We start from the raw sequence: 22,254 nt of genomic DNA on the forward strand, positions 1-22,254 counted from the left end.
AAGCACAACGTGCTCTGAATTTGAGACCAAGGAAGTGCCTTGGTTACAAACAACCTGAAGTTGTATTTAATCAATTACGCGGAGCGGCCTAATTTAGTGAGTGGTGCACTTCGAACTTGAATTCGCGGCCATATTTCCTGAAAGTCAGCTTACCCCAAATACTCTGCTTAAAGATGTGACTATTCCTGTGTGGTACTAGCGCCCTACATCGGCTCGTTTTGCCATACTCATCACGTTGCCAGATGGTGAACCCCGCTTTGTCTCTCAGGTATTTTCGGCTCCGCCTAAAAACGAAGCTGGTGGGACTAAAGTTAATCACGTGGTTTACAACATCGTTATCGGTGTTGTGGCGCTTATCAGTTTAGGAGTGGCATTGTTGTTTCTTATGCGCAGTGTGTCTCGTCCTGTAGAGTCACTTCAGCGTTGGGCGGCAGACTTAGATGAAGCTAAATTAGATGCGCCTATTTCTACTTTTCGCTACAAAGAGCTCGATGCGCTTGCCCACATTATTCATACCAGCTTGAAAGATGTACGCGACACCCTGAATCGTGAGCGAGAGTTCGTCAATCATGCCAGCCATGAATTGCGAACGCCTATTGCCGTTGTGCGCAGCAGTTTAGCCCTAATGCATAGGGTAACAACGCCATGCAACTCAAAGGCAACTAATGCAGCGCATCGATCATGCTTCTAAAACTATGGCTGATTTAACTGAGATTTTACTATGGCTTGGTCGAGATAACCAAGACAGCCTGCCGATAGAACAAGTCAATGTAGAAGCAATGGTTTCTACATTAGCGCAAGATTTAAAGTATTTACGTAAAGGTAAGGATGTCTCGGTAACGTTAGCCCTTGAGGCGTGTGAGCTGTTTTTACCAAAAACGGCTAGTGAGATTGTCATTGGCAACATAGTTCGCAATGCCTATCAACACACCCAATGTGGCAGTGTGGCGATTTCGCTACGTGATAATCAACTTGAAGTTGTCAATGAAGAGCAAAAAGAGGAAGATCAAAAAGAAAACGAGCAAGATGCCTCTAAAGCCCTCGCTACTGCTAATTTACCAGGCAACGCTACTGGTGCAGAAAGAAACGTTAACGTCAACAATAGTGAAGAATCAGCCAGCGGCTTTGGCATTGGATTAAAATTGCTAGATAAGCTTACTGGCAAGTTGACTTGGGCTTATCAACAGCGCACAACAAGTAACGGAGTATTGGTGACGCTAGTACTCGAAACGCATTAATAACACACACAAAAGGAAGACAATGAAGCACGACACGCAAAACAAATTAGCCCCAACCACAATAGTATTGCATTGGCTGGTAGGCATAACCATTATTGGGCTTTTAGCATCAGGTGTTTACATGGCGGAAAACGGTGTATACACCCTGTTTCCATGGCACAAAGCGTTTGGTTTTCTAATCTTATTCGTTGCGCTAGCTCGGGTGTTTTGGCGATTTAAAAATGGCTGGCCGTCAGCGGCGGGAAATTACACCGCTCTTGAACACCGCCTTGCCCACGTGGTTCATTGGGTGCTTATTGGCGCAACACTGTTAATGCCAATTTCAGGGCTAATGGGCTCTGTGCTAGGTGGTCATGGTCTTGATGTGTTTGGCATTGAAGTGTTTGCACAAAACTTTAGCGTAGAAGACCCAGAGAAAACCCTGCCGATTAATTATGAATTATCGAAGCTTGGCAGTGCTGTTCACTTCTACTTAGGATATGTGGTAATTGGCGCGCTGGTTTTACATATTGTTGGCGCATTAAAACATCATATTATCGACAAAGACGGCACGCTGCGCCGGATGCTTGGTAAACAGATTTAAGCAGTAATGAGTTAAAAGGAAAATGAATAAAACGAGCGGCGTACTTGCTCTATAAATAGCTACTATGTAAATAGTTACTATATAATTAGTTGCTACGCCCACTCGTTTCCACTTTGAAAATGGAAATTTGCTTATTCCGGATTAATTTTTACTAACCAGTTATGCGTATCTTCTGCCTTGCCCCACTGAATGTCGTTCAGCGCTTGACGAAGCTTCATAGTAACTGGGCCTGCCTCGCCGTTACCTACTTGATACTCTTTTTCGTTGTGAATAAGCGTGCCCACAGGCGTTAGCACTGCCGCTGTACCAGATAGAGCAGCCTCTGCGCCAGGCTTGGCTGCACGCTCTAGCAGCTCACTCACCGTAAGCTCTCTTTCGCTTACCGTCATGCCATGGTCTTTTGCTAGTTGTAGAACTGTCGCGCGAGTTACACCGTGCAGGAAGCTAGAATCTAGGCCTTTGGTGATGATTTCGTTGCCATCAATAAGTAAGAAATTTGCCGCGCCAGTTTCCTGTACGTCACCATTTGGGCAAAACAGAATTTGATCGGCCTGCACTTCTTCTCTCGCTTTTAGGATAGGCGGTAATGCACTGGCGTAGTTACCACCACTTTTTACCATACCCATGTGCGGCGCACAGCGCATGCCCGTTTCGTCTAGCAAAAGACGAAGCGGCTTTAAACCACCGGCAAAATAATCACCAACGGGTGATAACAGCACGTATAGCATTGATGTGGCCGACGGTGCGGCTGCTTTCCCAATAGACGCTTCAGTACCTACATGCGTTGGACGAATATACATTGAACCAGGAGGCTCTGGCACCTCCAAGCTGTACTTCGATACCACGTCGATAATCATTGCTTCTACTTGCGCTTTATCTATTTCAGGCAAGTTGAGTAAACGACTGCTTTGTGCAAAGCGTTCGATATTTTTGTCCATACGAAAAATGTTAATACTGCCATCTTCGTGCTTAAACGCCTTAAGACCCTCAAAACATGTGCTCGAGTAGTGAAGAACATGCGCGCCAGGATGCATTTGTATGGCGCCTGAACTGACAAACTCAGTCTCAGACCATGCGTCGTTTTCAAAGCGGGTAAGCGCCATTTCAGGCATGAATACGGTACCGAATACGGCCATTGGGGTTTCCTGTTTATGTGTTCTCAAAAATACTGCGGTGAGTTTATCAAAAATTACCCTGTTTGCTAAAAGAATGTGCAAAAGGAAATAATCTTTGTGATGCCAAATGTAAACTTAAGAGAGTCGTTGAGCTTTCTCGACACAAAGAAAAGGCCCTATGCTTTTATGCTGCTAGGGCCTTACGATGCTGGCACTTTTTATACCAGCGCTTAAAATGCTGAAGCCGAAGGGCACACTGCAGCCTCCGGCTTATTCTCAGTATTACCGTGTATTTAGGCTGTCTAAAGCGTACTAAAGTGCACTAGAGTTTTCTGCCGTGAATATCCAGTTCTACCAGAGGCGAGTCTAAAGACGCCGCGAATGCAGCAACCTTTTCTCGCTGAGTATTACCGTCGCCCGCAATAACATAAATCATGGCTGGCTCCTGCATATACTGCTCGATAACCCGGTGCACCTCATCTAAGTTGGCATTTAGTGCATAGTTTTGCTGTAGCTCTACGTAATTAGAGGGGCGGTTGTATTCACTGATTTCCTCTAGCATACGTAGCTTGCTTCCCAAGGTTTCAAACGCTCGCGCATTGCCTTTAATCACCATGTTTTGCATGACAGACAAATCTTTCTCGTTAAAGGTGTCTTTGTAATCACCCACAAGACGTTTAAATTCCTCTAACGATTCTTTAGTTACATTGCTTCTCACCTGCGAACTTGCAATAAATGCTGAATGATAAGGGCCACCTCTCACATATGAATATGCGCCGTAGGTGTAGCCTTTCTCTATTCTCAATGTTTGGGCTAAACGCCCGCTAATGCCACCGCCCAGAGATGTGTTGGCATATTCAATGGGATAAATATCGTCGTTTTGTGCATTTGGAAGCAGCTTGCCCATATAGATAACAGATTGCTTTGCATCTGGAATATCAATAAAGAATACGCGGCTATCTTTCGACGTAGTGGCAGGTTTTAGGTTAGGCAGCGAAGCCGTTGCGCCAGACCAATCGCTGAATGAGGAGAGCGCGGCAATTACCGACGCTTTATCTACCGCACCAACACTGTGGTATTGGCTACCTTGTGGCTTGATGTTGGTTGCGTAAAAGGCTTCAACATCTTCCAGCGTAATACTTTCTATACTGGTGAGCGTTCCACCTGTGGCAACGCCTAATGGGTGGTTATCGCCGTAAAGTTTGGTAGAGAACACGTTGAATGCTGTGCGCGATGGGTTACTTAAACTCTGCTTGATGTTCGTCAGTTGAGCTTGTTTTATTCTATCAAAATCAGCTTGTTTAAAGGCAGGCATGGTGAGCATTTCAGAGACCAACGCCATTGTCTTGCGGTAGTTTTTAGCGAGCACACTTCCTCGAAGCGTAATATCGTACTTCGATGCACTTACGTTAACCGACGCACCAAGTAGGCCAAGCGCTTGTTCAAACTCTGCCGCCGTTCTTTTTTCAGTACCCTCAAATAACATATCGGCAAGTAGTGCTGATGTGCCCTCTTTACCGCTTGCGTCTAACAGCTGGCCCCCTGGAAAGCGCATGCTGAAATTCACCAATGGCAGCTCGGTATCTTCAATACCATACGCATTAATACCTAACTCGGTAGTATGCTGCCACACATCGGGTACGTTAATAGCAGGTAAGTCTGTTAGTGCGGGTTCACTGCGATCGTTGTTCGTCTTTGTGCGTTTGAATACGACGTTATCCGACTCGTTAAACTCCTTTTCCGCCCCTTCAATAATTTGCTCTTCAACCACATTTGCCTTGGTGGCGTTGTCCATAGCAAGTTGAACTTCGCCTTTAGGAACGAAGTTGGTAATAACGGCGGGCTTGTTTAGTACATACTTGCTAAATACACGCATGATATCTTCGGTAGTCACACTGTTAATCTGTGCAATTTCAGTAGTATAAAAATCAGGAGATTGTGCATATTCATTGTATATTCCAAGCTGAAGGGACTTGTTAAGGATGCTTTCAAACTGTTCATAAAACGCGGTTTCGGTTTGCGCGCGTATGCGAGTCAGCTGAGCATCGGTAACGCCTTTCTCTTTGAAAGTGGCTAAACCTTGTTCAATAAGGGCATGGACTTCATCTAACGGTTGGCCTGAATTTGCCCGTACTCGCAGTGTGAACGTTCCAGCAACTTCTTGCGCAGAGTGATAAGCAGAAACATTTGGAGCCACTTGCTTTTCAGTCACGAGTAACTGGTATAGCGGTGTGTCTTTAGACCCTGCCAGTAATTCGCCAAGCATATCAAGGGCGTATGCATCAGGGTGATATTGCTCAACAGTAGGTAGCGTAATTCTAATTTCAGGAAGGCGCGCAAAATTATCTTCATGTACCAGAGTAATATCGCTGTCTAATGACACTGGCATAGGCTCTATCGGAGCCACCGACTTGCCGGCATCAATTTCGCCAAACCAATAAGCCACTTTTTCTTTTGTTGCTTCAATGTCGATATCACCGGCAATCACTAGCGTTACGTTCGATGGGGTATAAAACTCGTTATAAAAGCCTTTTACATCATCTAGTGTCGCCGCCTGTAAGTCTTCTAGGTCGCCAATCACCGTCCAGCTGTAAGGGTGTCCAGCGGGGTAAAGCGCTTTGCGAATAACGTGGTCGGTATGGCCGTAAGGGCGGTTATCCACACGCTGACGCTTTTCATTTTTTACTACCTGCTTCTCGCGCTCAAGAGTCGGCTCGGTAACCGTATTGATCATAAAGCCTAAACGGTCTGAGTCTATCCAAAGTAGTTTATCAAACGCATCTTTTGGCACCACTTCGTAGTAAATAGTACCGTCACTCCAGGTTCCTCCATTTCGACTACCACCTAATTCAGGGATCATTTTGCGATTGGCGCCTTTAGGTACATTTTCAGAATCGTTAAAGGCCATGTGCTCAAAGAAGTGGGCAAAACCTGTTCTACCGGGCTTTTCTCTGTTTGAGCCTACGTGCACCACAGTGGCAAGGGATACAATAGGGTCAGATTTATCTTCATGTAGAATTACGGTTAAGCCGTTGTCTAACTGATATTTCTCGTAATCGATTTTAAGACCTGCTTCTTCGGCCTTCGTTTCTTTTTTTGCGATATCTTTAGAGGATGGCGCTGTAGGGGCACATGCGGTTACCGCCGTTGCCAAAGCAAAAATACCAAAGAGGTAAGTGCCTGCTTTCATGGAGTAAATCCTTTTTTTAAGTGGATGCTAATCGCTCTACAATAGTAATTATTGGTGATGGGTACAAGTTGCTGGTGGTTTTAGAACTAGGCGAAAGTGCTTTTTTTGTAAAGTACAACTGACTGCATAAGTACAACAGCCAGCACCGTGTACCGACTAACTCTTATGATTGCCTATCCACCTAAGTTATTCGCGTGCGGCTTTTCTTAGTGCTAGCGTAAGGTTATAAGCAAACGCTATTACTAAATATAATTACACGGAGAATGGTTACTGTGACAACATCAAAACAACTACTAACAAAAATTACTTCGCAAGGTCAGCTAGAAATTAACCTCGTTGACTCGGATATTCCTGAGCCAAAAGCGCACCAGGTTGTTGTTAAAATTGAAGCCACACCTATCAACCCGTCTGATATGTGGCCCATGTTTGGCCCAGCAAATTTGAATGAAGCGACCTTCAATGCAGACAACGGGCAGCTAACGGCACCCGTGCATCCTGGTTTACTACCTCGTATAAAATCCCGCTTAGACATGTCATTGCCTATCGGTAATGAAGGTGCTGGCGTAGTGGTAGCTGCCGGTGAAAGTGAAGCGGCGCAGTCTATGTTGGGTAAAACAGTAGCAGTGCTCTCGGGGGCGTGTTTTGCGCAGTACTGCTGCGTTCCGGTTCAAGCGTGTATCGTTCATAAAGAAGAAACTACGCCACAGCAAGCCGCGTCTTCATTTGTTAATCCGCTAACTGCATTGGGTATGGTAGAAACTATGCGCATGGAAGGTCATAGCGCATTAGTGCATACAGCCGCGGCCTCTAACTTAGGTATTATGCTAAACAAAATTTGTATTGCCGAAGGCGTGCCCTTGGTCAATATAGTACGTAAGCAGTCTCAGGCAGATTTACTCACTGAGATTGGCGCGAAATACGTGTGCAATTCGTCAAGCGATAGCTTTAAGAAAGACCTCTACAAAGCCATTGAAGAAACCGGTGCCACATTGGCCTTTGATGCCATAGGTGGGGGCGAGTTGGTTAGCGACATTCTAACGGCAATGGAGGCGGTTGGAAGCAAAGACGCGGAAGGTTTTAATACCTATGGCTCAGATGCCAACAAACAAGTGTATATTTACGGTGGCCTAGACTTCTCACCTACTATATTAAACCGTGCCTACGGCATGACTTGGGGAATTGGCGGGTGGCTATTAATGCGCTTCTTAGGCAAGCTAGCCCCTGAAAAAGTGGGTGCGCTACATCAACGCGTGGCCAATGAAATTAACACCACGTTTAAAAGCGACTTTACTGATGTATTAAGCTTAGAAGAGGCATTGCAGCCTGAAAGAATAGCTCAATATAATGCAAAGAAAACCGGCGAGAAGTATTTAATTAACCCTCAGAAATAGAGTTTGTTGATAAGGCTGACTTGAGTTTAGAAGAAGCCTGTTTTCGTAATACTAAAAAAGCCACCTCTTACTAAGAGGTGGCTTTTTATTTGGCCGCTAAATGCTTTTTTATAGCTAAAGGCTCTACAGTAGCGCTAAAGGCTTTGTAACAGCAGCTAGAAGTTTATGAGCGTTTAAACTTAACCCAGCGACAAACCAGCGCTAAACTAAGTAGGAAAAAGCCTAAGCTTCCTCCGCCAGACGAATTGTTACCAGAGCCTGGAACATCCGGAGTGGCTGCGTCTATCAACGTATTTTCAACAGGAACGATATCTGGGTTGGTCACCGTTGCGCTATCTGTCACTACTACGTCAGTAATAATCACCAAGTTGTCGCCTGTTACTTCAACATCATTATTCGCATCGGCGTTGGTATAGTCTTGCAGCGGAATAGAGTCCGCTGCGCCGCCTAAATTAAAACGTGGTAGGTCTTCAATAGCATCAAGCACTTCCATGCCATTACCTAACACTTGGCCAAACACGGTAAACCCGCCATTTTGCACATCTAGGTTTGCGCTGTTGTCAGATAGGTTAATAAACCATTGTGATGTGGCGCTATCTGGTGAACTGGCAAGCTTTGCCATTGCAATAGTGCCGCGAACGTTAGATAACGTTGGCTCATTAATAACAGGCGTTCCTGTTGGTACGCTATCAAGAGGGAACATACCGTTATAAACAAAACCACCGCTTTGCGCGACAAAGCCTGGCTCTAAGCGGTGTATCACTGTGTTTGCATAAGCCCCTGAGTTTACATAGTCCAAAAAGTTCTCGACGCTTTCAGGAGTCTCTTCATCGAAAAGATTTATTTGTACGTTGCCTAGTGCGGTTCGTACCTCAACCACAGTGGCCTGTACTGTGCTCGCCATTATCAGACCTAGAACACCCATTACTCGTAAAGAGTTTGATTTAGCTAAAGTAAACATCAATTTATACGCTTATAGAAAAAATGAGAGTCTGATTCTACGGTAGAAGCCGAAACGAATACAAATAAAGATGAATCCGCATTTTTTCTATTCAAACACTGTTGCCTAGTCGCTATTAATGTTGGCTTACTGTAGAATGCGCCGCGGAGTTGGCCAGGCAATCGCCGCTTTCGCAAGAAAGGGGAGGAAAGTCCGGGCTCCACAGGGCAGGGTGCCAGATAACGTCTGGGCGGCGCAAGCCGACGACAAGTGCAGCAGAGAGAAGACCGCCTAAGCATGTTTACATGCCGGTAAGGCTGAAAGGGTGCGGTAAGAGCGCACCGCACCTCTGGTAACAGAGTGTGGCGAGGTAAACTCCACCCGGAGCAAGACCAAATAGGATCCCTTAACGTGTGGCCCGCATGGGGATCGGGTAGGTTGCTTGAATCAGTGAGTAATTGCTGATCTAGAGGAATGGTTGCCCACGACAGAACCCGGCTTATCGGCCAACTCCACCTTTATTCGGTAAGCGAAGTTAGCACGTTGTTTGCCTCTTTAGTCGACACGTTCGATAGTCGGCAAGCTTGCCTTACTCGACGATAAAGCGATGAAACTTTTATTAGGCGCTTTTCGTACATGCTCTTCTTAAAAGCTCCTTTGCAAGGTAATAGCTAGTCAATAACTCGATGGCAAACATAGCCAAATAGCTGCTATCTGGCAGTTAGATTGTAAAATCGGCGTATTTGTCGATTACTGATTGAATCTTCCCCTCAGCGCTTAACTTCTGTATCACGTTATTTAACGTACCTACTTTATCTTTGTGTCGGCTGTGCAAACGAAGGGAGAGTGAGCCTTTAGTGTGAATAGCGCCAAAACTAATTTCAACACCGTGTTTAGCAGACCAATAGCGAGCAACAGCCTCTTCCATAATTGCCACTTCTATCCGTTGATTACGCAAAGCCAATATGAGGTCACTTTCTGATTGAAAGGCGAGTGGCGTAAAGGTATTAGCGTCAAAATAAACATAGCCTTCTACGGTACCAACAATGCTATCGCTACGAATTTGGTTACGAGTGCGATAACGGTCTACATTTTCTGGAAGCGTAATAAAGTACTCTGTTACGTCGATAATAGGGTCGGTGAAAACAAAGTTGTCGTTGGCCTCGTTTGGTGGCACCCACTCTGGGCTGAAAAAGTCAAAATCAAGGGCCCCATTTTTAAACGCCTGCGCAGCTCGCTTAGTGGATAGCATGACTTTTTCAGTTTTTAATCCTGCAGCGTCCATAATCAATGGTAGCAATTCCACCATTATGCCAGGGCGCAAGTCATCAACCGCATTTTCATAAGGAATTGAGCTTCCGGAAGTGCCAAGGTTATATCTCAGTGACTCCTTGGCAATACAGGCTGAAGAGGCTAACGAGAGCAGCAATATCTTTACTAAAATTCGATATATTCGTCGTTTCACTGGGTCCATCCACATCGTAAAAAGTCGCTCGTTAACACTGCATCATTTACAAACAAGGCTAAAGATTCTATCAACAATGCTTGCATCGGTTGTTTAGAAGTTTTTAGGTATTGTTTATTAATAAGCGAGACGCTTTAAACGCAACCCATGTAGTCAGAGTAGTGCAAACTAACGATGATGAAAAGTGGCATGATTCTACTATTGCGATGCTAGAAGTAAAAAGTAAGAAAAAGTGCGTATATTCAGCTGAGTTGGCTTTTAGTTGCCTAAAAGAAAAAATGTACAGCAACCCTTTAGGACGTGTGCACAGTTTGTAGGCAATATAACGTGCTACTAATTAATTATGCGGAGAAAAAGTGCAAAATAGATGGCTCCCTTCTATCGTCGATGTTGAAGCAAGTGGTTTTGGGGCGGCGAGTTACCCCATTGAAGTCGGTATCGTGCGCTATGATGGTGCAAAGTGGTGTAAATTGATCCGCCCATTTGATTCGTGGATCCACTGGGATGACAAAGCCGAACAACTGCACGGTATAACAAAAGAAATGCTTCACACTCGTGGAGTAGAACCTGTGAGAGTGTGTCACGAGCTTAATCGCTTTTTAGGCAATACCATAGTATACAGTGACGGTTGGGTGGTTGATAATCCATGGCTGATTAAGCTGTTTAGCGCCGCTCAGGTAGAGATGGCATTTACGTGCAGGGCAATGGAATACATTTTGAGCGAGCCGCAGATGAACATTTGGCATGAGGTGAAGGATGATTTATCAGTTAATTTAGATACCCAGCGACATAGAGCGAGTGCCGACGCTTATTTAATCCAGCAAACGTTTATACAAACTCAGATTAAGACCAGTAAAAAGACTCACCGGTCGCCCAAACAAAGTAAATAAGGGCCGAACAAAAAAGTGCAAAACCAATAAAGCCCAAACGAACTAAGAACATGCCTTTGAAACAAAACTCCTTAAAAGAGGTAATGCACACCTAGAGAAAGCGCCATGTTTTCTTCTTCTCCAACCTGTCGATGTTCAATTTCTACTGCCATGTTCAACCCTTTGTTATCGCCTAAAAGCCATCCTAACCGAGTAAACGTGCCTATATCTGTTGGAACATACAGCCACTCTGCGTAATGACTAAATGCCGTGTTTTTCGTATTGTACGTGGCGTACACATGCTGAGGTAAACGTGTATTAAAACTGCGTTTGGCACTCACAAACGTTTGCGAACCGGCAGGGTAAGTAAAGCTGCTGTCGTACTGATGGGTTTCAGTTGTGGAATGCGGTCTGTAGCGGCTTTTCAGCTGCCAGCTAGCCATCTTTGCGCTTTTAAAATGAATGGGACCAAAGTTAGATTCCACACTTCTTTCACGCGCACTCGCATTGCTAGCGGTAAAACAGAGTCCGCATAGTAGCAATAAAACGTAGAAGCGCTTGGTTGTCATGTGTTTCACTTTAAGTGTCAATTTCATTGCTTGTTACAACACAATCAGCAACAAAGAAGTTTGGAGTAAAGAAGTAGAGAATAAAAGCGCCACTCTTTGCTCAACAATCCTATTATGGCACTGCTTGTCGGCGTCTACGGTATCACGCTGATGCAGTACGTATTTTTCTGGCTACATATTTAACAGCTACTTATTAATTGGCTAACTATTAAATGAATAAATAGCTTTTATCTAAGCATAGACAAAAATGCAGGTTACGGAAATGCATTTAAAATACTTAACGCAAATTCTTTTACTCTAAAAAACAAAAAGCCCCCGCTATGAACATGCTTTTCGCATTGACGAGGGCTTTTTTGGCGGCGCTGACACGCCTAGTTTATTTTACTAAACCGATGCTTTAAGCGCTTCGGCTTTGTCAGTCGCTTCCCAAGGGAAAGCTTCACGACCAAAGTGACCGTAGGCCGCAGTTGCGCGGTAAATTGGACGCTCAAGGTCTAACATTTTAATTAGGCCGTAAGGGCGAAGGTCAAAATGTTCGCGCACTAGCGCAACCAATGTTTTTTCATCAACCACGCCGGTACCAAAAGTATCGATGCTGATAGAGGTAGGCTGCGCAACGCCGATAGCGTAAGAAATTTGAATTTCACAGCGCTTGGCTAAACCTGCCGCTACGATATTCTTCGCTACATAACGTCCAGCGTAAGCGGCACTGCGGTCAACTTTTGATGGATCTTTTCCTGAGAATGCACCACCGCCGTGACGTGCCATACCGCCGTAGGTATCAACAATTATCTTGCGGCCGGTTAAACCACAGTCGCCCATTGGGCCACCAATCACAAATCGACCGGTTGGGTTAATGTGAAATTGGGTATTTCCATCAATCCATTCGCTTGGCAGAACAGGTTTAATTATCTCTTCCATGACTGCTTCGCGAACGGTATCAGTAGACACTGAGTCGCAATGCTGTGTTGATAACACTACTGCATCAATGCCAACAGGCTTGTCATTTTCGTATTTAAACGTGATCTGGCTTTTCGCGTCAGGACGCAGCCAATCAAGCTTGCCCGATTTACGTACTTCAGCTTGCTTTTGTACTAAACGGTGCGAGTAGGTAATAGGCGCTGGCATAAGCACGTCGGTTTCGTCACTTGCGTAACCAAACATTAACCCTTGGTCGCCTGCACCTTGCTCTTCTAAGCTAGCGCGGTCTACACCCTGATTAATGTCGGGAGACTGCTTACCAATAGCGTTAAGTACGGCGCACGAATCAGCGTCAAAACCCATATCTGAATGAGTATAACCAATTTCTTTCACTGTATTTCGAGTGATTTCTTCAATATCAACCCACGCTGACGTGGTAACTTCACCACCAACCAAAACCATGCCTGTTTTTACATAGGTTTCGCAGGCAACGCGTGCCCGAGAGTCTTGTTCTAATATAGCGTCAAGCACTGCATCTGATATTTGGTCAGCGATTTTATCCGGATGTCCTTCAGAAACCGATTCAGAAGTGAATAGATTCGTGGCCATGTGTACTCCGTTTGCATTTAATTATCGAAATTATTTGTATTGTACTAAATCAAGTTATAAATACCAGTCTTTACTTCTAGACGTCTAAAAGTCTTGTGGCTCTAAACCGTTACGATTTGTTGACATTTACCGATCAGGTTCTCTTTTTGTATCTCTTTTTTAGTTGAGTATTGAAATCCATCGGAGTCGAGTATTGACATACAAATTTGCGTTTTATCAATGAGCATTTACGTGTGTTCTGCGTAATAGACCATTTTTTGTGAGTAGTTTCGCTTTTGGCATTATAAACCCATTGAACTGTGCGGTGGCATGGGTAAGAATAACGCCACATTCAAACGTATATAAAACGCAGAGCTTAAGTCGAAAGCGCGACTTACCTCCACGCTCGCTTAGATACGAATTATAACCAGGAGACAACATGCCCTCTCGTCGCGAACTCGCCAATGCTATCCGTGCACTAAGTATGGATGCGGTTCAACAAGCTAAATCAGGTCACCCAGGCGCCCCAATGGGGATGGCTGATATTGCTCAAGTATTATGGCAAGATTTTTTATCTCACAATCCAGCTAACCCATCATGGGCTAATCGCGACCGCTTCGTGCTATCGAATGGTCATGGGTCGATGCTTTTATACTCGCTACTTCATCTCTCAGGCTACGAACTGCCGATTGAAGAGCTGAAGAACTTCCGTCAATTGCACTCTAAAACTCCAGGTCACCCAGAGTATGGCTATGCACCAGGTGTAGAAACCACTACCGGCCCACTAGGCCAGGGCGTGAGCAATGCAGTCGGTATGGCGCTAGCTGAGAAAGTACTCGCAGCCCAGTTTAACCGCGATGGCCACGACATTGTTGACCACTATACCTATGCATTCCTTGGTGATGGCTGCTTGATGGAAGGTATCTCACACGAAACGTGTTCACTTGCAGGTACCTTAGGTTTAGGCAAGCTTATCGCGTTTTGGGATGACAACGGCATTTCGATTGACGGTGAAGTTGAAGGTTGGTTTACTGACGACACGCCAGCACGCTTCAAAAGCTACGGCTGGGATGTAATTGAAGGTGTAGACGGTCATGATGCTGAGCAAGTTAAAGCGGCCATCGAAAAAGCGCAAGAAAACAGCGCTAAGCCAACCCTTATTTGCTGTAAAACGACTATTGGTTTTGGTTCTCCAAACAAAGAGGGGACTGAGTCTTGTCACGGTGCACCATTAGGTGATGATGAAATTGTAGCAACACGTGAAAAGCTAGGCTGGAAACACGGCGCGTTTGACATTCCTGATGACATTTATGCTCAGTGGGATGGCAAAGGTAAAGGCGGCGAAGCAGAGTCGGCATGGAACGACGCTTTTGCAGCCTATGAAGCCGCATACCCTGAACTAGCCGCAGAATTTAAGCGTCGTGTTAACGGTGAACTGCCTGCAGATTTCAGTGACAAAGCAGATGCAGTTATTGCTGAGCTGCAAGCTAATCCGCAAAACATTGCGTCGCGTAAAGCGTCTCAAAATGCGCTAAATGCGTTTGGTCCATTGTTGCCAGAATTATTAGGCGGCTCTGCTGACCTAGCAGGCTCTAACCTAACAATTTGGGAAGGCAGTAAAGGCGTTGAAGCTAACGATGCATCGGGTAACTATGTTTACTACGGCGTGCGCGAGTTTGGTATGTCTGCCATGATGAATGGCATTACGCTACACGGCGGCTTTAAAGCATACGGTGCAACATTCTTAATGTTTATGGAATACGCACGTAACGCAGTGCGCATGGCTGCACTAATGAAGCAACCTGCTATTTTTGTGTACACACATGACTCAATTGGTTTGGGCGAAGATGGTCCAACCCACCAACCTGTTGAGCAAGTGGTTGCGCTTCGCTCTACACCGAATCTTGATAACTGGCGCCCCTGCGACCAAGTTGAATCAGCGGTATCTTGGAAGTCGGCAATCGAGCGTACTGACGGCCCAACCACACTTATCTTTACGCGCCAAGGTTTAGCGCAGCAAGAAAGAACCTCACAGCAAGTGGCTGATATTGCGAAAGGTGGCTACGTACTTATCGATAGTGACAGCACGCCTGAACTTATCCTTATTGCAACGGGTTCTGAAGTTCAGTTGGCTGTAGAAGCCGCCGCTGCATTAACCGAGCAAGGCAAGGCCGTGCGCGTGGTATCAATGCCATCAACAGACGTGTTCGATCGCCAGTCGAAAGACTACCGCGAGAGCGTATTGCCTTCGTCAGTCACCAAGCGTGTGGCGGTTGAAGCACTGTCAAAAGATAGCTGGTATAAGTATGTTGGCCTTAATGGCGCTATTATTGGTATGGATACCTTTGGCGAATCGGCACCTGCGGGCGACCTGTTCAAGCACTTTGGTATTACTACCGACGCTGTCGTAGAGGCCGCGCTGTCTCTGTAAGAGGTAAATAAAAGCCAATGGTAAATATTGCCATAAATGGGTTTGGTCGAATTGGTCGTAACGTATTACGCGCACTCTACGAGAGTGGGCGTAATAACGAGTTTAATGTTGTGGCCATTAACGACATTGCCAAGCCCGAAGGCATTGCACATTTACTGAAATACGATACCGCCCACGGGCGGTTTCGTTTCGATGTGGCCTTAAAAGATAAAACACTGTCGGTAGCAGGCGATGATATACAGCTGCTAGCTGAAGCCGAAATTAGCAATCTTCCCTGGGAAGCCCTAGGTGTAGACATTGTGCTTGAATGTACCGGTATATTTGATGATCGTGCTTCAGGGCAGTCTCATCTCGATGCGGGTGCTAAACAAGTGCTGTTTTCATCCCCAGGTTCGCCCGATTTAGACAACACAGTCATTTTCGGTACTAACGAAGATACCTTAACCAGTGACCATAAATTAGTCTCTAACGGCTCGTGCACCACAAATTGTATTGTCCCTGTTATTCAGGCTCTCGATGCGGCATTTGGTGTACTAAGTGGCACAATTACCACCATTCATGCATCAATGCACGATCAACAGGTCATCGATGCATACCATGAAGATTTACGTCGGACTCGGGCTGCAAGCCAATCTATCATTCCTGTAGATACGCGCTTGGCGGCGGGAATTGAGCGTATCTTACCCAAGTTTGCAGGCAAGTTCGAAGCAATTGCGGTACGGGTACCCACCATCAACGTCACCGCGATGGACTTAAGTGTTAGCCTTAAAAGTGAAGTGTCTATTGAGCAAGTTAACCAAGCGTTGCGAAACGCAAAAGACGGTCGCTTGCAGGGAATTTTAGACTACACCGAAGAGCCTTTGGTATCAGTAGATTTCAATCACGACCCGCACTCGTGTATTGTAGATGGCACACAAACTCGCGTAAGCCACAAGCAGTTAGTTAAAACTCTGGTGTGGTGTGACAATGAATGGGGCTTTGCAAATCGAATGCTAGACACAGCCAAAGTGATGTTTGAAGCAAAATAAATCGTAAATGCTGCCAGGGTTGGTGGCACCAACCCGCGCAGCTTTCACACGTTAATGAATGACAACATTTTTAAATTAACATAGGAAAGATGATGCCAATTCCAAGTATGAACGATATGGCCTTGCACGGTCAGCGTGTTCTCATTAGACAAGATTTAAACGTACCGGTTAAAAACGGCAAAGTAACCTCAGATGCTCGCATTAAAGCATCAATTCCAACCATTAAAGCAGCGCTCGACGCTGGTGCTGCCGTTATGGTGATGTCTCACCTTGGCCGTCCAACTGAAGGCGAGCCTGCCGAAGAGTTTTCACTTCAACCTGTTGTCGATTACCTAAACGACGCCCTCGATGTACCTGTAAAGCTAGTTAAAGATTACCTAGACGGTGTTGAACTTTCCGATGGCGAACTAGTGATCCTAGAAAACGTACGCTTCAATGAAGGCGAAAAGAAAGACGACGAAACCCTTTCCAAACAATATGCTGCACTGTGCGATATTTTCGTGATGGATGCATTTGGTACTGCTCACCGTGCACAAGCTTCTACACATGGTGTAGCGAAATTTGCTACCCAAGCATGTGCTGGGCCGCTTCTAGCTGCCGAACTCGATGCACTAGGTAAAGCACTAGATAATCCTAAGCGTCCAATGGTGGCCATTGTTGGTGGGTCAAAAGTATCGACTAAGCTAACCGTACTAAAAACACTGGCAGAAAAGGTCGATCAGCTTATTGTAGGTGGCGGTATAGCCAACACATTTATTGCTGCCCAGGGCCACAATGTAGGTAAGTCTTTAGTTGAGATGGACCTAACTGAACAAGCCACGCAGTTGATGAACGACGCTCAGGCTAACGGCGGAAACATTCCTGTGCCAACCGATGTAGTGGTAGGCGCAGCGTTTGATGAAAATACCGAGGCCGCGTTAAAGCACGTGTCTGAAGTTACTGATGAAGATATGATTTTTGATATTGGCCCAGACTCATCGAAAGCTCTGGAAAGCATTATTAAAAATGCGGGCACTATTGTGTGGAATGGCCCGGTGGGTGTATTTGAATTTGAACAGTTCAGCGCAGGTACGAAAGCCCTGTCTGAGGCAATTGCAGCAAGTGACGCATTCTCTATTGCAGGGGGCGGTGATACACTTGCAGCAGTCGATAAGTACGGGATTGCCGATAAGGTCTCTTACATATCAACAGGCGGTGGTGCATTCCTTGAGTTTCTTGAAGGAAAAACACTGCCTGCTGTAGCGATACTAGAAGAAAAAAATAAATAAGCGCTGTCGTTGCCTCAAGTTAGCTAATCAAATTAACTCACTTGAAACTATAACGTAAGAAATAGCGCCTAGTATGCTACCGGTGCTTACCTATACTGAAAACAGCAATAACATGGTGTAGGTAAGCGCCTTTCGAAAACGACGCTTTTCGAAAAATTTTTTTAAAAAAGGTTCTTTGTGAAGAAGGACTGGTTAGCTTTACAGTGATGTTTGCTGACGAAATAACTATAAACCCTACAGCTGTCGTATAGGCAGAACAATACAAAAGGAGTGTTGCAATGGCATCACAAGCTCAGCAATCTATGCTGGATAAACTCAACACACAAATCGGTTTTATTGCAGCGCTAGATCAAAGCGGCGGCAGTACACCGAAAGCATTACGTCTTTACGGCATTGAAGAGTCACAATACAGTTCAGACGAAGAAATGTTCAACCTTGTACACGACATGCGCACTCGTATTATTACCAGTGCTCCTTTCAGTGGCGAGCGCGTTCTTGGCGCCATCTTGTTTGAAAATACCTTAGATAGAGAAATTGAAGGCATGTCCACTGCTCATTATTTGTGGCAGAAGAAGCGTGTTATTCCGTTTTTGAAGGTAGACAAAGGGCTTCAGGAAGAAAGTGATGGCGTACAGCTCATGAAGCCGATGCCAGAACTTGACGCATTGCTAGCGAAAGCCGTGGCGCAAGACGTGTTTGGTACTAAAATGCGAAGCGTAGTAAAGCTAGCTAACCAGCAGGGTATTAAAGCTGTTGTCGAGCAGCAGTTCGAAGTAGGCAAGCAAATTCTTGCCGCAGGACTTGTGCCTATTATCGAGCCAGAGGTTGATATTCACAGCCCGCAGAAAGCCGAAGCTGAAGCACTCCTTAAGCTTGAGATCCTTACTCAACTTAACTTGTTAAGTGAAGGGCAAGAGGTGATGTTAAAACTAACGCTACCTGACCAAGCTAACTTCTACAAAGAGTTAGTAGACAATCCACGTGTACTGAAAGTAGTTGCCTTATCGGGTGGTTATACTCGCAACGACGCTAATGCAAAGTTGTCAGAAAACCAAGGCATGATCGCAAGCTTCTCTCGCGCACTTACCGAGGGTACCTCGGCTCAGCAGTCTAAAGAAGAATTTGAAGCACTACTCGATACCGCAATTGACGGTATTTATACTGCTTCTAAGTCTTAATTTAGCGCTTGTATGGCATTGTGCTTTGCCGGTACAAGCGGCATTAGCTTTGCGACAGAAGCTTCGAAATATGAGCTTTGAAAAATAAACATAAACAAAAGGAGAGCATCGCTCTCCTTTTTTATGTCTGTTTATTCAGTGCTGAAATATCCCGTTTTCATAAAGAAAGCGAAAGGGCATTTGACTCAAGATGAAAAGTCATTTTGACTTAAAAACTGCCTGACTTCCTGCTCATCAAAACGCAACTCTGCTTGTGAAATAGCGTTAAGGGCGGCATCAATGTCATCAAAAAACGCATATTCGATGTTTGCGGCATCGTAACAAAAGCGCAATTGCTGTCTTATTGTCATTGCCACATCAGAATCTTTAATCACTACTGCAAGTAATGCTAACCCTCGAGTTTTACGAATAGAGGTTTGCTTAATAAATATATCAAATGTGGAGGGAGGCATAAGGCTTTCACCATATAACACACTTAATTGCGCCCACTGCTTGCTTGGGTTGTCTGCGTTGCTTGACACCGCTTCTATGTGCTTTGAGAATTTGACCACGCCATGTCGCATTGTTTCGTCATTCCACGGGCCTCTTGCAGAAAAAAGTACAAGCTGCTCGCTCACTGCACTTTTGTATTCACCATGATGATTATGCATATACCTAATGCCACCTTTTTGTTGGTAAAGTCACACTACCATGTCATCTACTTTTTCAATGTTCTCACTTCGTATACGGTTAGCTGTTGCTTAGAAATTAACTCTACAATTGCACAAAGAGCAGAGAAAGCGGTAAGAGTAAATCGCAGCAAGCGTGGTCTACAGCTTTAAATAAAGAACAGTTTGTCTTAAAAGTATGTACATTTTATCGACTAAATCGAGTGAGTGGCCGCATATTTAACCCCGCTTTATCTTCATGGCGTTTGATTGCGCTAGTATGAGAGCTGAACAAGTTTGAAGATCAAAAATAAAAAAGAATAGGGCAACAATGACAGCACATTATTTCCACCCACATTGCAAAACAACCAAGAAATCATTTACTACAGGCCGCATTTCTACGGCCATTTTATTTTCCTTAGGTACTTCTTTGCTGAGTACGTTACTTCCCGCTACCAGCGTGGCCCAAGAAGACACTCGCACTGTGAATTCGACGCCAACATCACCAACATCCAATAAAGCTCACCACTTTGCGTCAGAAGATATTTTCAATTTAGAATATGTGAGCGAAGCACGGGTATCGCCAGATAAAAAGCAGGTGGTCTACGTGCGTCGCTCTAATGACATTATGTCTGATAGCACGCGCTCTAATATCTGGCTTGCCAGTGTCGATGGCAGTAAGCACCGGCCTTTACTATCATCTAAACATAATTTCTACTCGCCCCGTTGGTCTCCTGATGGAAAGCGTTTGGCGTATTTGTCTAATGAAGAAGGAAAGCCACAGCTATATGTACGCTGGATGGATACCGGGCAAACGGCACTTGTTACCAATGTCACTTCTTCCCCTAGCTCTATTACCTGGTCGCCCGATGGAAAGCACATTGCATTTACCATGAGCGTCGATGCCGAAGAAAAGCCGCTGAAAGTCAATATGCCTAAAAAGCCGAAAGGGGCCAACTGGTCTCCAAGCTTTGAATATATAACTAAAGCAAGGTATCAGGCCGACGGAAGAGGCGTATTAGAGCCTGCGTACACACACATATTCGTAGTGCCATCACAAGGCGGCACCGCAAGGCAGCTTACCTCAGGTGATTATCACCATCGCGGAAGCTTAAGCTTCTCTCACGACGGCGCAAAAATATACTTTTCAGCCAATCGAAGCAGCAACTGGGAATACGAGCCAATAGAAGCGGATATTTATACGGTAGACATGCAGGGGCATATCGAGCAACTAACCAGTTTTAAAGGTCGTGAAGCGTCGCCGATAGTATCCCCTAATGGCAAATATGTCGCTTACGAACGCCGAAGCGATGACAAAGTCATGTATAAAAATACGTATTTATACGTGATGAAAGCCGATGGTACAGAGCATAAAAATCTCACTGAAACTATCGATAATGCTGTGTCTAACTTTGTATGGAAAGATAGCAAGAATATCTACTTTCAGCAGTCGGTAAGAGGCCTAGCGCAAGTCGATAGTGTGTCACTATCGGGTAAAGTAACCAATATGGCTTCTGGGTTAGGGGGCACTACATTAGGCAGGCCTTACGTTTTCGCCACTTACCACGCCGCGGGTGATGTTATTGCCTACACAAAAGGGGCAACTAACAGACCTGCCGACTTATATGTTACCAGCGATGATGAGCGTCAACTGACGTCGCTGAATGAAGATGTACTTGGCCACAAAACGCTGGGTGAGGTGAAAGAGATTGTTTACACATCTTCAATAGACGAAGAAGAAATTCAGGGCTGGTATATTCTTCCACCAGACTATGACAGCAGTAAAACCTATCCACTCATTTTAGAAATTCATGGCGGTCCAAATTTAGCCTATGGCCCCGTGTTTACGGCAGAGTTGCAGCGAATGGCGGCCGAAGGTTACGTAGTGTTTTACGATAATCACAGAGGCAGCACCGGCTATGGAGAGCGTTTTGCTTTGCTACTTCAAGGCAAGTACAGCTCAAAGTATGACTTTGCAGACCACATGTCGGGTGTTGATGCGCTCATTGAAAAAGGCATTGCCGACCCTGAAAAACTCTACATCACCGGTGGCTCTGCTGGTGGGATTGCATCTGCTTATGCCATTGGTCTAACGGATAGGTTTAAGGCAGCGGTAGTGGCAAAGCCTGTTATTAATTGGCTATCTAAAGTACTTACCGCTGACTCAGGGCTTTACCAAATACCTTTTCAGTTTCCTGGTAAGCCATGGGACAACGTAGAGCATTATTGGAAGCGTTCACCACTGTCGCTAGTTGGCAATGTTACAACGCCTACCATGCTTATCACTGGAGTGAACGATAAACGTACCCCCATGTCTGAAACAGAGCAGTTTTATCAAGCGCTTAAAATTCAGAAAGTAGATACGGTATTAGTAAAAGTACCTGAATCGTCTCATGGCATTGCCGCAAAACCGTCGCGAATGATCGGTAAGGTAGAAAATATCTTAGCGTGGTTTAAAAAGTACAGCGGTGCTGATGAAACTACAACGCCAGATGCTCCTTAGTACGTTTCTTATAAAAGCTATGTAAATACAACTTTCGCCAAATGGCTTCAAAAGGGCCTTGGCGGAAGTGCTTCGTCATTACATTCGCCAGCACTATCTGAATAGCCAATCCTGCGCCAAAGAGCAAGCAAAATAACGAACGGAATCTTCCATCTAAGAAAAGGGCATTGACTAGCGAAATGATGTCATCAGATAAAAGCGGTTCTTCAAAAAACGCGTAGCCAGTGTAAAAATTTTGGTGAAACGTAATATTTAAAAAGAGTATGCCGAGGATAGCTAGGCCTCGAATGGCGTCTATTGAATGAATTCGCATTTACATCCCTTGTAAAA

General features: G+C 45.1%; 18 protein-coding genes and 1 other RNA gene. 11 read left to right on the forward strand and 8 right to left on the reverse strand.

All coding sequences use genetic code 11. The features are described 5' to 3' along the window. Positions 1 to 319 precede the first annotated feature (319 nt). Genes GTQ48_RS17585 through GTQ48_RS02825 form a run of 3 tightly spaced genes read left to right on the forward strand, consistent with a single transcriptional unit; the run spans position 320 to position 1,821 of the window. Positions 320 to 691: a histidine kinase dimerization/phospho-acceptor domain-containing protein gene (locus tag GTQ48_RS17585; RefSeq protein ID WP_163105087.1), complete on the forward strand. Its 372-nt coding sequence runs from the start codon at positions 320 to 322 to the stop codon at positions 689 to 691. After that, complete coding sequence (locus GTQ48_RS02820; protein WP_163105088.1) at positions 666 to 1,238, forward strand: ATP-binding protein; 573 nt, start codon at positions 666 to 668, stop codon at positions 1,236 to 1,238. The genes GTQ48_RS17585 and GTQ48_RS02820 overlap by 26 nt, the downstream gene beginning before the upstream one ends. 22 nt (positions 1,239 to 1,260) lie before the next feature. Then, on the forward strand, positions 1,261 to 1,821 hold the full coding sequence (locus GTQ48_RS02825; protein WP_163105089.1) for a cytochrome b: 561 nt from the start codon (positions 1,261 to 1,263) through the stop codon (positions 1,819 to 1,821). Positions 1,822 to 1,952: 131 nt separating this feature from the next. Here GTQ48_RS02825 and GTQ48_RS02830 read toward each other — a convergent pair whose 3' ends face one another. Together GTQ48_RS02830 and GTQ48_RS02835 are read right to left on the reverse strand one after the other, a co-directional pair. After that, positions 1,953 to 2,984, reverse strand: a complete 1,032-nt coding sequence (locus tag GTQ48_RS02830) for a branched-chain amino acid aminotransferase (protein WP_275405596.1) — start codon at positions 2,982 to 2,984, stop codon at positions 1,953 to 1,955. Positions 2,985 to 3,258: 274 nt separating this feature from the next. Further along, positions 3,259 to 6,126 carry a M16 family metallopeptidase gene (locus GTQ48_RS02835; RefSeq protein ID WP_163105091.1) on the reverse strand — a complete coding sequence of 956 codons (2,868 nt, stop codon included), beginning with the start codon at positions 6,124 to 6,126 and terminating at the stop codon, positions 3,259 to 3,261. Between the two features lie 272 nt (positions 6,127 to 6,398). Here GTQ48_RS02835 and GTQ48_RS02840 point away from each other — a divergent pair, with 272 nt between their 5' ends. Beyond that, positions 6,399 to 7,517 carry an MDR/zinc-dependent alcohol dehydrogenase-like family protein gene (locus GTQ48_RS02840; protein WP_163105092.1) on the forward strand — a complete coding sequence of 373 codons (1,119 nt, stop codon included), beginning with the start codon at positions 6,399 to 6,401 and terminating at the stop codon, positions 7,515 to 7,517. 163 nt (positions 7,518 to 7,680) lie between these two features. Here GTQ48_RS02840 and GTQ48_RS02845 read toward each other — a convergent pair whose 3' ends face one another. Next, positions 7,681 to 8,421, reverse strand: a complete 741-nt coding sequence (locus GTQ48_RS02845; protein WP_239059972.1) for a peptidylprolyl isomerase — start codon at positions 8,419 to 8,421, stop codon at positions 7,681 to 7,683. Between the two features lie 202 nt (positions 8,422 to 8,623). Here GTQ48_RS02845 and rnpB point away from each other — a divergent pair. Then, an RNA gene (gene rnpB, locus GTQ48_RS02850) (RNase P RNA component class A) lies at positions 8,624 to 8,975 on the forward strand. Positions 8,976 to 9,178: 203 nt separating this feature from the next. On the opposite strand, the gene GTQ48_RS02855 is transcribed toward rnpB, so the two are convergent. Further along, positions 9,179 to 9,922 carry a substrate-binding periplasmic protein gene (locus GTQ48_RS02855; RefSeq protein ID WP_420837585.1) on the reverse strand — a complete coding sequence of 248 codons (744 nt, stop codon included), beginning with the start codon at positions 9,920 to 9,922 and terminating at the stop codon, positions 9,179 to 9,181. 356 nt (positions 9,923 to 10,278) lie between these two features. On the opposite strand from GTQ48_RS02855, the gene GTQ48_RS02860 reads away from it, so the two are divergent. Next, on the forward strand, positions 10,279 to 10,812 hold the full coding sequence (locus GTQ48_RS02860) for a 3'-5' exonuclease (RefSeq protein ID WP_163105093.1): 534 nt from the start codon (positions 10,279 to 10,281) through the stop codon (positions 10,810 to 10,812). A 71-nt stretch (positions 10,813 to 10,883) separates the two neighbouring features. Here GTQ48_RS02860 and GTQ48_RS02865 read toward each other — a convergent pair whose 3' ends face one another. Together GTQ48_RS02865 and metK are read right to left on the reverse strand one after the other, a co-directional pair. Further along, positions 10,884 to 11,360, reverse strand: coding sequence for a hypothetical protein (locus GTQ48_RS02865; protein ID WP_239059973.1), 477 nt, complete (start codon positions 11,358 to 11,360; stop codon positions 10,884 to 10,886). A 384-nt stretch (positions 11,361 to 11,744) separates the two neighbouring features. Continuing rightward, positions 11,745 to 12,890: a methionine adenosyltransferase gene (metK, locus tag GTQ48_RS02870; RefSeq protein WP_163105094.1), complete on the reverse strand. Its 1,146-nt coding sequence runs from the start codon at positions 12,888 to 12,890 to the stop codon at positions 11,745 to 11,747. A gap of 418 nt (positions 12,891 to 13,308) precedes the next feature. On the opposite strand from metK, the gene tkt reads away from it, so the two are divergent. The 4 genes from tkt to GTQ48_RS02890 all read left to right on the forward strand — a co-directional run bounded on the left by tkt (position 13,309) and on the right by GTQ48_RS02890 (position 18,774). Further along, a complete protein-coding gene (tkt, locus tag GTQ48_RS02875; protein ID WP_163105095.1) occupies positions 13,309 to 15,300 on the forward strand; it encodes a transketolase in 1,992 nt (663 codons plus the stop codon). 17 nt (positions 15,301 to 15,317) lie between these two features. Next, positions 15,318 to 16,328 carry an erythrose-4-phosphate dehydrogenase gene (epd, locus tag GTQ48_RS02880; protein ID WP_163105096.1) on the forward strand — a complete coding sequence of 337 codons (1,011 nt, stop codon included), beginning with the start codon at positions 15,318 to 15,320 and terminating at the stop codon, positions 16,326 to 16,328. A gap of 92 nt (positions 16,329 to 16,420) precedes the next feature. Further along, positions 16,421 to 17,596: a phosphoglycerate kinase gene (locus GTQ48_RS02885; RefSeq protein WP_163105097.1), complete on the forward strand. Its 1,176-nt coding sequence runs from the start codon at positions 16,421 to 16,423 to the stop codon at positions 17,594 to 17,596. 278 nt (positions 17,597 to 17,874) lie between these two features. After that, entirely contained in the window at positions 17,875 to 18,774 is a 900-nt protein-coding gene (locus GTQ48_RS02890) for a fructose bisphosphate aldolase (protein WP_163105098.1), read from the forward strand. A gap of 185 nt (positions 18,775 to 18,959) precedes the next feature. On the opposite strand, the gene GTQ48_RS02895 is transcribed toward GTQ48_RS02890, so the two are convergent. Beyond that, positions 18,960 to 19,424 carry a hypothetical protein gene (locus GTQ48_RS02895; protein WP_163105099.1) on the reverse strand — a complete coding sequence of 155 codons (465 nt, stop codon included), beginning with the start codon at positions 19,422 to 19,424 and terminating at the stop codon, positions 18,960 to 18,962. Between the two features lie 328 nt (positions 19,425 to 19,752). On the opposite strand from GTQ48_RS02895, the gene GTQ48_RS02900 reads away from it, so the two are divergent. Further along, complete coding sequence (locus GTQ48_RS02900) at positions 19,753 to 21,924, forward strand: S9 family peptidase (RefSeq protein WP_163105100.1); 2,172 nt, start codon at positions 19,753 to 19,755, stop codon at positions 21,922 to 21,924. Here GTQ48_RS02900 and GTQ48_RS17500 read toward each other — a convergent pair. After that, entirely contained in the window at positions 21,902 to 22,237 is a 336-nt protein-coding gene (locus GTQ48_RS17500) for a DUF418 domain-containing protein (RefSeq protein WP_203565079.1), read from the reverse strand. The two genes, GTQ48_RS02900 and GTQ48_RS17500, sit on opposite strands and share 23 nt — an antisense overlap. Positions 22,238 to 22,254: the final 17 nt, after the last annotated feature.

This window comes from Alteromonas genovensis (assembly GCF_010500895.1).
In the GTDB taxonomy this organism is placed as follows: domain Bacteria; phylum Pseudomonadota; class Gammaproteobacteria; order Enterobacterales; family Alteromonadaceae; genus Alteromonas; species Alteromonas genovensis.

Coding starts and splice junctions, on each gene's coding strand:
- GTQ48_RS02820 (WP_163105088.1), top strand. CDS start 666: ATGCAGCGCATCGATCATGCTTCTAAAACTATGGCTGATTTAACTGAG.
- GTQ48_RS02825 (WP_163105089.1), top strand. CDS start 1,261: ATGAAGCACGACACGCAAAACAAATTAGCCCCAACCACAATAGTATTG.
- GTQ48_RS02835 (WP_163105091.1), bottom strand. CDS start 6,126: ATGAAAGCAGGCACTTACCTCTTTGGTATTTTTGCTTTGGCAACGGCG.
- GTQ48_RS02845 (WP_239059972.1), bottom strand. CDS start 8,421: ATGGCGAGCACAGTACAGGCCACTGTGGTTGAGGTACGAACCGCACTA.
- GTQ48_RS02865 (WP_239059973.1), bottom strand. CDS start 11,360: ATGACAACCAAGCGCTTCTACGTTTTATTGCTACTATGCGGACTCTGT.
- metK (WP_163105094.1), bottom strand. CDS start 12,890: ATGGCCACGAATCTATTCACTTCTGAATCGGTTTCTGAAGGACATCCG.
- tkt (WP_163105095.1), top strand. CDS start 13,309: ATGCCCTCTCGTCGCGAACTCGCCAATGCTATCCGTGCACTAAGTATG.
- epd (WP_163105096.1), top strand. CDS start 15,318: ATGGTAAATATTGCCATAAATGGGTTTGGTCGAATTGGTCGTAACGTA.
- GTQ48_RS02885 (WP_163105097.1), top strand. CDS start 16,421: ATGCCAATTCCAAGTATGAACGATATGGCCTTGCACGGTCAGCGTGTT.
- GTQ48_RS02890 (WP_163105098.1), top strand. CDS start 17,875: ATGGCATCACAAGCTCAGCAATCTATGCTGGATAAACTCAACACACAA.
- GTQ48_RS02895 (WP_163105099.1), bottom strand. CDS start 19,424: ATGCATAATCATCATGGTGAATACAAAAGTGCAGTGAGCGAGCAGCTT.
- GTQ48_RS02900 (WP_163105100.1), top strand. CDS start 19,753: ATGACAGCACATTATTTCCACCCACATTGCAAAACAACCAAGAAATCA.
- GTQ48_RS17500 (WP_203565079.1), bottom strand. CDS start 22,237: ATGCGAATTCATTCAATAGACGCCATTCGAGGCCTAGCTATCCTCGGC.